This is a genomic window from Colwellia sp. SU-HH00943, assembly GCF_057546125.1.
The window spans coordinates 1-3,277 of record NZ_BAAJLW010000009.1 but is presented as its reverse complement, the minus strand read 5'-3'; the positions used below and the strand labels follow the sequence as shown (position 1 = coordinate 3,277).

At 34.4% G+C, this 3,277-nt stretch carries 5 protein-coding genes; all 5 read right to left on the bottom strand.

Translation table 11 applies throughout. The annotated features are described in order from the left end of the window. Nucleotides 1-64: 64 nt before the first annotated feature. Nucleotides 65-688, bottom strand: coding sequence for a hypothetical protein (locus AC27GZ_RS16080; RefSeq protein ID WP_487096392.1), 624 nt, complete (start codon nucleotides 686-688; stop codon nucleotides 65-67). A 106-nt stretch (nucleotides 689-794) separates the two neighbouring features. Continuing rightward, entirely contained in the window at nucleotides 795-1,271 is a 477-nt protein-coding gene (locus AC27GZ_RS16075; protein ID WP_487096391.1) for a hypothetical protein, read from the bottom strand. 39 nt (nucleotides 1,272-1,310) lie between these two features. Further along, a complete protein-coding gene (locus tag AC27GZ_RS16070) occupies nucleotides 1,311-1,622 on the bottom strand; it encodes a hypothetical protein (RefSeq protein WP_487096390.1) in 312 nt (103 codons plus the stop codon). A 116-nt stretch (nucleotides 1,623-1,738) separates the two neighbouring features. Then, complete coding sequence (locus AC27GZ_RS16065) at nucleotides 1,739-2,122, bottom strand: DUF2750 domain-containing protein (protein WP_487096389.1); 384 nt, start codon at nucleotides 2,120-2,122, stop codon at nucleotides 1,739-1,741. A gap of 660 nt (nucleotides 2,123-2,782) precedes the next feature. Then, on the bottom strand, nucleotides 2,783-3,133 hold the full coding sequence (locus AC27GZ_RS16060; protein ID WP_487096388.1) for a hypothetical protein: 351 nt from the start codon (nucleotides 3,131-3,133) through the stop codon (nucleotides 2,783-2,785). Between the last annotated feature and the right edge of the window lie 144 nt (nucleotides 3,134-3,277).

Below are 3,277 nucleotides of genomic sequence, written 5' to 3'. Positions count from 1 at the left end.
GCCCATTTAAGGGGCTGATAACAGTTTGCTAAAATTGTGTAGCTTAGCGAAACCGAGCAAACTGTTAGCAGTCCCGCTTTAAATTCTTGTTAGCTTTACCCTGCTCCAAACGAAACGTGATAATAAATATAATTAAAAAACAGCCACAAACCCAACCAAATAGATACATGATTTCTTTTATTTGACGTGTAGTATTTTTAATTATTTCTTTCGCTTTTTCGCCTGTAGTAAATCTTTCTCTATAGCTCTTTTTATCATCTTCTGTTGGCTCATAAATCACAAGCTCATTTGATTCGTTTTTATACATTATCGGTTGACCAAATTCTTTGTAAATAACTTGTGCAATAACAATTCTTACTTCCGGGTTTTCATTGTTTATAGAAGCGAGCGATGCATTTTCTGGTACTAACTCCGATTGAACAGTTAAATATGTATTAGTACTTTCTAATAAATTTAATCCGATCCCAGTTAAGAACACATTAATTAAAAAGATAAAAAGAAAAGTCGGAGCATATTTATGCTCTGTTTTATTTGAAATGCTTTTAGCAAAGCCATACGGAAGCAAAATACTTAACAGACCAAACGAAGTCCACTGTATATACCAAACAGAAAATATTTCAGGAAAATATTGCTTCCCAAAATAAGGAATTATCCAGAGTAAAAGGCAAAAACTTGATAACGACTTCATACTTTCCTTGTAAAGCTAACGCCTCGTTAAGAGGCAATAAAATAGTTGGCTAAAATTAGCGACGAAAGAGCAAAAGCCAACTGTTTTTGTCCTTTTAAACGACTTGTTATATGCTGTGATAAATGGAGTAAACCATACCACTTTCATACATTAAGCCTTTACTTTTGTAATTACAATTAGTCTCTTTAATTAAGCCCGCACCAATGTAGCCGAAGTATATTTCCGAACTTGCATTTTTTGATGACAGCAAGGCTTCTAATGCTTTTTTATGCGAACCTTTCGACATTGGTGCAGAATAGCTAAACCATTTTAATGTGTCGTAAGTTCCGCTGACTTTAATTGATTTACAATCCTCATCCATCCACTTTCTTTTAGCAAAATTAGTGTCCGCTATGAATGAAAATTCATTACCTGATATTTCAATAGACTTAATAAAGATCGGAAAGTGGTCTCCACCTGCATAAGACAGAGAAGAAAAAAGGTAGAGAATGAATACAATGCTTAATTTCATAATGGCATATAACGCCCTGTTAAGGGGCAAATTGTAGTTGGCTAAAATGTGAAGCGGAGCGGAACCAGCCAACTGTAATTTGTCCCGCTTTAACAGCTTGTTAGCAGTACATTACACTGTAGTAATGTTACTACCCTTAAACCATAAACAATCATTGTCTAAATCTATTTCGTTAGATAACTCATCGTATGGATCCAAACTTAAATAAACCATGGAGTTATTTACAATGAGTTTACACTGACTAATGTAACTAGCTGAAAAGTCTTCGTAAAGTGAATACTCTGCAAGCTGACAAATTTTAAATGAAGAAATAACTCCATCGTTTGAAACAAGCGTAATTTCAGCGAAGTTATCCGATGTATCCCAATCATATCCAATGATGATCTGAGAAAGCATTTTATCTCTGAAATAAGATGAATCCACGAAACTTTCCTTGTACTGCTAACGCCCCATTAATTGGCTAAAAACAGTTGGTTAAAATTAGCGACGCAGGAGCAAAACCAACTGTTTTTTGTCCTGTTAAATTGCTTGTTATGTTTCTATTGATACTGCTGCATTTCTTTTACAAGTTCAGCTAACAAATCTTCAGCTTCAATACACCAAAACGTCCAATCTTTGTTAGGGAAGACTGCTACTTTCACATCATCAACTTGAAGTAAAGGAACCCAATGAGAAAGAAAATCAGACAAAGATATTTCCTCAGCTTTATGCCCAGGGAAATTCAAGTCTGCAATTTTCTGTGCATATTCTGGATGTGGCCAAATTGGAAAGTATTCGAATCCTTCTGGTGCGACAGGCACAAGCCAACCTTCTTTGCTTTTCACTGTCCATAGCTGCTCCCAATCAGCGACTTTACTTATAAAATGCTGAAGTCGCTTTTCAGTATCAAGCGATTGAACAGATTCAAATTGTTTCTCATTCATTGCGTATGCCACGAACTCTCCCTAGAAACATAACGCCTCGTTAAGAGGCGAAAAATTGTTGGCTAAAATTAGCGACGAAGGAGCAAAAGCCAACTGTTTTTTGTCCTTTTGAGTGCCTTGTTAGGCATTTTGCCATATATTATTTGATTTAAAAGCATATAAATACAAGACAATATACTGAGGTGCAAATAATAAATGAGATATTACCTGACCCATTAAAAAGTAATTTAAAGGCAAATCACCTTTAAAATCAGTTTGAGTTATAAACGGGTAAATAACTAGAAAACAAACAGAAAAGTAGAAATAGAATTGCCAATTACTTTTTTGAAATATAGGTTTTTGACAATAATAGAATACAAAACATAATAAAGTTATAGGTAATGTTATAAAGTCTATGTATTCAAAGATCCCAAGTTCATATCGATAAATAAGGTCGAATGTACCGATACTAGTAATACATACCCAGAAAATGTAATAACAAAGCCACCACTTTGAAACCTTATGTATTTTTATATCCATATAATTAACTGACTCCATGATTAGAGGGGGCCTTTAAGTGATTATGCCTAACGCCCTGTTAAGGGGCTGATAAATGTTTGGCTAAAATGTGTAGCGTAGCGAAACCGAGCCAAACTTTAGCAGTCCCGCTTGAACAGCTTATTATGTGTTTTTACGCCTTGGACTACCAATAAACTGCAAATATATTAAATATATATAGCTAAGAGGCCAAAGAATAAAAATAGCAATGTGCAGACCACGTTTCCCATTTTTATATGTAAAAACTTGTGCAGAAAACCAAGTTAGTAATACGCCCATTAATATATATGCTTCGGCTAAAATCCCTAATGGGTGTTCATCTATAAAATTAGAGAAAAACTGGCTTTGCCCCGTTAATACAAATAACGCTAGAGCGGATAAACCAAATAAAAGCCAAGAATTAGACATAGAAAATTTTAAAAGAAAGTTCGTTAGATTTTCCTCTAGCTCCTTACTTATAAACCGATTCTTCATTGAGCCACCAAAACACATAACGCTCTTTTAATGGGCAAAAAATTGTTTGCTAAAATTTTTGAGGAACGAAAAAAAGCAAACTGTTTTTTGTCCCTGTTTAAAAGCTTGTTAGTTGCTGATGCACAACAACTTATTAAAAACACC

What these genes read in the sequence shown, in the direction of transcription:
- AC27GZ_RS16080 (WP_487096392.1), bottom strand. Translation starts at nt 688, where the DNA reads ATGAAGTCGTTATCAAGTTTTTGCCTTTTACTCTGGATAATTCCTTAT.
- AC27GZ_RS16065 (WP_487096389.1), bottom strand. Translation starts at nt 2,122, where the DNA reads ATGAATGAGAAACAATTTGAATCTGTTCAATCGCTTGATACTGAAAAG.
- AC27GZ_RS16060 (WP_487096388.1), bottom strand. Translation starts at nt 3,133, where the DNA reads ATGAAGAATCGGTTTATAAGTAAGGAGCTAGAGGAAAATCTAACGAAC.